This is a genomic window from Bacillus sp. GW821-FHT11D08 (assembly GCF_058808515.1).
Map to the genome: position 1 here is coordinate 384643 of NZ_JBXARS010000004.1, position 6239 is coordinate 390881.

The 6239-nt window shown below is 48.3% G+C and carries 4 protein-coding genes; 1 reads left to right on the forward strand and 3 read right to left on the reverse strand.

The genetic code is table 11. From position 1 onward, the window contains the following. Positions 1-3 precede the first annotated feature (3 nt). From remA to AC1RRX_RS11160, 3 genes are all read right to left on the reverse strand, one after another. Positions 4-273 carry an extracellular matrix/biofilm regulator RemA gene (gene remA, locus AC1RRX_RS11150; protein WP_003154355.1) on the reverse strand — a complete coding sequence of 90 codons (270 nt, stop codon included), beginning with the start codon at positions 271-273 and terminating at the stop codon, positions 4-6. 76 nt (positions 274-349) lie between these two features. Continuing rightward, a complete protein-coding gene (locus tag AC1RRX_RS11155; RefSeq protein ID WP_007409745.1) occupies positions 350-1225 on the reverse strand; it encodes a YicC/YloC family endoribonuclease in 876 nt (291 codons plus the stop codon). A gap of 81 nt (positions 1226-1306) precedes the next feature. Further along, positions 1307-3913, reverse strand: a complete 2607-nt coding sequence (locus AC1RRX_RS11160; protein WP_144489471.1) for a cation-translocating P-type ATPase — start codon at positions 3911-3913, stop codon at positions 1307-1309. 119 nt (positions 3914-4032) lie between these two features. On the opposite strand from AC1RRX_RS11160, the gene AC1RRX_RS11165 reads away from it, so the two are divergent. Then, positions 4033-5739 carry an Rqc2 family fibronectin-binding protein gene (locus tag AC1RRX_RS11165; RefSeq protein WP_031378752.1) on the forward strand — a complete coding sequence of 569 codons (1707 nt, stop codon included), beginning with the start codon at positions 4033-4035 and terminating at the stop codon, positions 5737-5739. Positions 5740-6239: the final 500 nt, after the last annotated feature.

Consider the following 6239-nt stretch of genomic DNA (forward strand, 5'->3'; position numbering starts at 1 on the left):
CAATTACCCCTGCCCTTCATCCATAATTTCTTCTTTCACAGAAAGTCTGTGTGCAACTGTCTCAGGCTGGACGGCAGATAAGATAATGTGATCACTATCCATGACGACAACTGCACGGGTTCTTCGTCCGTATGTAGCGTCTATTAGCATTCCGCGGTCTCTTGCATCCTGGATCATTCGCTTTATTGGCGCAGACTCCGGGCTGACAATCGAAATCATCCGATTGGCGGAGATGATATTGCCAAATCCGATATTAATCAGTTTAATCGTCATCTTCTACGTTCCCCCTGTAAAATAGACGTCTCTAGTGTAACCTGAAGAGGCCGTCTGTAAACAATACGCACAGTCGCTATTCTATATTTTGCACTTGTTCCTTCAATTTTTCAATAGAACTTTTCATTTCAACGACAAGCTTTGTGATTTGATGATCATTGGCTTTTGAGCCGATCGTGTTCGCTTCTCGGTTAAGCTCCTGAACAAGGAAATCAAGTTTGCGGCCGACTGCCCCGCCTTCTTTTAATATATCACGGAACTGAACAAAATGGCTCTTCAATCTGGTAATTTCTTCCGTTATATCAGAACGATCGGCGAAAATGGCGCATTCCGTGATCAGCCTGCTTTCGTCGAGCGCATCCTCCGTCCATTCCTTCATTCGGGCGTAAAGACGCTCGCGGTATTGAATAACAACGGCCGAAGCGCGCTCTTTCACCTGTTCGGACAGCGTCTCAAGCCGCTCAATGTGCAGAAAGCAGTCTTCCGCCAAAAGCCGTCCTTCTTTTTCCCTCATGTCACAAAGTTCCTTTACAGCCAGCTCAGCGGCTTCCCTGATGACTTCTTCAAGCTTGTCATCACGCATCTGTTCTTCGTGTATCTGCGCAATATGTTCAAATTTAAAGAACTCCATTGCATCGGGTTCTGCGGCCAGGCTGTAGCGCTCTTTCATGACGCGTGCGGCGCTCACATATTCATCAAGGAGCTCCCAATCGATGTTCAGGCTTCTTTTTATGAGCGCGTCACTGTTTACAGTGAGAAACAGCTCTACTCTTCCGCGCTGTATATGCTGCAATATCGTTTGTTTCAGCTTATCCTCTACATATAGCAAAGGCCGTGGCAGGCGGGCGTTCACTTCTTTGAACCGGTAATTGACGGATTTCAATTCAACGGTTGCCGAGAGATCGCCTTTTGTGCTGCTTGCGCTGCCGAAGCCTGTCATACTCCGTATCATATGAAACACCCAATTCTTTCCCGTTATCAAAATAAAAGGGCAATAGACATGCTATTACCCCTAAGATTATATCATATGGAATTATTTTTTTCTTGTCAAAAGTGAACCCGCCAGCAAAAAAGTAGGTATGCCCGACATACCGATAATCAGCATCCAATCGCCCGGCGTAATCGGCACTGTTTTGAAAATCGGCTGCAGCGGCGGATAATAGATGACGATGACCATCAGGAAGATAGAAGAAATGATGGCCCCGAGCAGATAGATATTTTCAAACGGATTCCGGGAGAAAACAGACGTTTCGCTCCGGCAGTCAAACACGTGTATAAGCTGAGCCAGGACAAGAGTCGCGAATGCAACGGTCTGTGCGTAGGGCAGATTTTCAGGATTGCGGTGATAGACGATGATAAACGCTAAAATGGTTGCAGCTCCGATTAAAAACCCTCTTGATACGACTTTCCAGCCCAGTTTTCTCGCAAACACTCCTTCTTTCGGATGCCGCGGCTTCCGCCTCATCAGGTCTCCTTCCGGCTGATCCATACCGAGGGCCATCGCCGGCAGCCCGTCAGTGACTAAGTTCACCCACAATATCTGAATCGGAACGAGCGGCAGCGGCAGAGCGAGAAGCATCGCAAACAGCATCACTAAAATTTCACCGACGTTGGAGGCGAGCAAATACCGGACGAATTTTCTTATATTTTCATAGATGTTCCGTCCCTCTTTTATGGCTGATTTAATCGTAGCAAAGTTATCATCTACCAGAATGAGAGAAGAGGCTTCCTTTGCCACATCCGTTCCCGTCATGGCGACGACGTGTCCGTTTTCCTGGAACGCTTTGACGATTTTCAATTTATGTTCAGGCGACACGCGTGCGAAGACGTAGACATCATCGACCGTTTCGATAAGTTCTTTCTCCGTAAGCTCATTCAGCGTCTTCCCGTCCATCACACGCCCCTTTTTCGGAAGAAGACGCAAATCTTTCGCAATGGCCTTTGCCGTTTCGACGTGATCCCCTGTGATCATAACCGTTTTAATGCCGGCTTCACGGCATTCTTTAATCGCCTGTCTGACCTCCGGACGGGGCGGATCAATTATGCCTGACAAGCCGAGCATCGTCAGATTTTTTTCCGCCTGCTTCATTGTCGGCTTTTCTCCGGGCTTAAGCGGTTTATAAGCAATCGCGATCGTACGCAAAGCTTGCGACGCCAGCTCTTTCAGAACCGCTTCCGTTTCTGCTTTCTTTTCTCCAGAAAATGGCGCGCTTCTTGCGTCGTACATCAGATGTGACGAGCGGTCAATCAGCACATCGGGCGCTCCTTTAGTGATGACGAACTGCTTTTTTTCCTGATCCTCTACAATGACGGTCATCATTTTGCGGACGGAGTCAAACGGAAACTCGGCAACCACGCGGTAGTGCCCGCTGAGCCAATCGTTTGAATAGCCGCCCTTTCTTGCAGCCGTCAGCAGCGCTCCTTCTGTCGGATCGCCGTCGAGTACATAATGGCCGTCTTTCAGTGCGATTTCGGATGTGTTGCACAACGCGCCGAAAACCAGCATCTGTTCAAGAATCTTCTCATCTTTCGGCTTGATTTCCCGCTCATCTCGGGTGAAAACGCCCTCCGGCTCATAGCCGATGCCTGACACTTTAAATGTTTTTCCCCCTGACCACATATGGGTGACGGTCATTTTGTTTTGTGTCAGCGTGCCGGTTTTATCAGAACAAATGACAGAGGCGCAGCCCAATGTTTCAACCGCCGGGAGCTTTCTGACAATTGATTTTTGTTTGATCATGCGCTGGACGCCGATTGATAATGCCACCGTAACAATGGCGGGAAGCCCTTCCGGAATCGCGGCGACGGCCAATGACACCCCGGCCAAAAACATGCTGTAAAGCTCATGTCCCTGTAAGACGCCGACTGCAACGACCAATACCGTTAAAAGGAGCGCGACGATAATTAAAATTTTGCCGAGCTCTTCAAGTCTTCGCTGCAGCGGTGTTGAAAGGCTGCCGGCGGATTCCAGCATATCGGCGATTTTCCCCATTGCCGTATTCATTCCTGTACCGACGACGACGCCGACACCGCTGCCGCGCGTTACGATCGTACCCATAAACGCCATATTGCTGATGTCGCCTAACGAAACATCCGGCTTTCTCAGTTTATCAGCTTGTTTAACCACCGGAATTGATTCCCCGGTCAGCGCCGATTCCTCAATTTCAAGGCTTTTCGCTTCAACGATCCGCACATCCGCGCCAATCCGGTCGCCGCTTGAAAATTTCATGATATCGCCGGGAACAAGCTCCTTGGACTGAATTTTCTTCCAGCTCCCGTCCCGCAACGCTGACACATACGGCGTTGACAGCTCTTTTAATGCATGTAAAGACTTTTCCGCCCGCCGCTCTTGAAAAAAACCGAGAACCCCATTGACAAATACAATCGCCATAATCGCTACGGCATCTACATATTCGCCTAAAAACCCGGATATTAAGGTTGCCGCCAGCAGCACGAGCACCATAAAATCTTTAAATTGGGCGAAAAACACGGCGATCGCCGGTGTCCTCTTGCCCTCCTGAAGCTCGTTCGGTCCGTGCTTTTCAAGGCGTTTTTTCACCTCTTTTTCGGTCAACCCCTGTTTAATGGACGTATTTGTTGCTTTCAGCAAATCGGTTTGTCCCATTTCATGAAACTTCATTCTTCTCGTCCACTCCCCTGCCTCGCTTTAGAGATGTCACTCTGTAAACAAGCTTATTCTGACTCGTCCCTTTTCATGCTATAATTATCGAATGCAGGAAGAAGGAAAGGGTGTTTTATATGTCTTTTGATGGCATGTTTACATACGGAATGACACATGAATTAAACAGCCGGATCGCCGGAGGCCGGATTACGAGAGTCCATCAGCCTTTTAAGCACGATGTGATATTTCATATCCGCGCTAACGGAAAAAACCATAAATTATTATTATCGGCGCATCCGAGCTATTCACGGGTGCACATGACAAACCAGGCCTATGAAAATCCGAGCGAGCCGCCGATGTTTTGTATGCTGCTCAGAAAGCATATAGAAGGCGGATTTATTGAGAAAATAGAACAGGCCGGATTAGACCGGATTATGATATTCCGCATAAAAAGCAGAAATGAAATCGGCGACGAAACCGTCAGAACGCTGTATGTTGAAATTATGGGACGGCACAGCAATATTATTCTGACTGACGGAGAAGGAGCCATCATCGACGGGCTGAAACATCTATCTCCGTCGATGAACAGCTACCGGACCGTTCTGCCGGGCTATGATTACAAGCTTCCTCCCGCTCAGGAAAAAATTTCGCCGCTTGCCGCGGATGAAGAGGACGTTTTGCGTTATCTCAGTTTTCAGGAAGGACGGCTTGACCAGCAGATCGTCAGACATTTCTCCGGTGTTTCTCCGCTGTTTGCAAAAGAAGCCGTGCACAGAGCGGGCCTCGCTAACAAAATAACGCTGCCGAAGACGCTGATTGAAATGTTCCATGCCGTGAAAGATTGCAGGTTTACACCGAACATTACGACAGCCGGCGGAAAGGAATACTTTTATCTCCTGTCTCTCACACATGTAAACGGAGAGGAGCGCACCTTTCACTCACTGAGTGAGCTGTTGGACCGGTTTTATTTCGGCAAGGCGGAACGCGACCGCGTCAAACAGCAGGCTCAGGATCTCGAGCGGTTTGTCGCAAATGAACGGAAAAAGAACGCCAATAAGATAAAAAAGCTGGAAAAGACGCTCGACTACTCAGAGAATGCGAAGGAATTCCAGCTATACGGCGAACTGCTGACGGCAAATTTGTATATGCTGAAAAAAGGTGACAAGGAAGCGGAAGTCATCAATTATTATGATGAAGAAAGTAAGACGGTGACCATCCCTTTAAATCCGAACAAAACACCGTCAGAAAACGCGCAGATGTATTTTACAAAGTACCAAAAGGCGAAGAATTCCGTCGAGGTGGTAAAAGAACAGATCCGTCTGGCCGAGGAGGAAATCGCTTATTTCGATCAGCTGATCCAGCAGCTCTCCTCCGCCTCCACAAAGGATATTCACGAAATAAGGGAAGAGCTTGTGGAAGGCAAATATCTGCGACCGAAACAGCAGCGAGGACAGAAAAAACAGAAGCAGCACGTTCCTGTTTTGGAGCAATATGAATCTTCACGGGGATTGACGATTCTTGTCGGCAAAAACAATAAACAAAATGAATACTTAACGACAAAAGCTGCCGCAAGGGATGATTTATGGTTCCACACGAAAGACATTCCGGGTTCCCACGTTGTGATTAAAAGCAGCGATCCGGATGAACAATCCATACTGGAGGCGGCTGCGATCGCCGCTTATTTTTCCAAAGCGAAAGATTCCGGCTCCGTTCCCGTTGATTATACAAAAATCAGACACGTGAAAAAGCCAAACGGCGCAAAGCCCGGATTTGTCACCTATGACAGCCAGCACACCGTATTTGTCACACCTGATGCCGACCTTGTCATACGGCTGAAAAAATAAACGCACCTCCAAGCTGAAACCCGCACTCAGCTTGGAGGTGTTTTTTATTACTTATAAACGGAGACGACACTCTCCCAGCCGTCAGAACCATCTATACAGTATCTGATCAGTTTCCCGTCATGTCTGCCTGATCCGCCAGGGGCCGTCTCTGATTAAAGCGGTCACACCTGATTTGGCGGCGGATACTGTCACCTTCCCTCGCCAAACCTGAACACATCCGGGCAGTCAATATAATCATGCCGGGTCTCTGACCTTTCCTTTGTATGCGGGCGGAATCCAGGCGGCATTGGGATCAGATAGATATTCCGCATCACTTCGCAATCCTGACCGCTTGTCGGCATATACCGTTCAAACTGCCCGCTTTCGTTTTGAATTGTTCACATTCGGGGACTGTGAGGACAGTATAAAAAACACCCTGCCTGAGGGACTGCCCCCCGTTTTTGAGACAGGGGTCAAAACACCTTTTAAACAGCCAATTGCCGATAGTTTATCGGTGATTG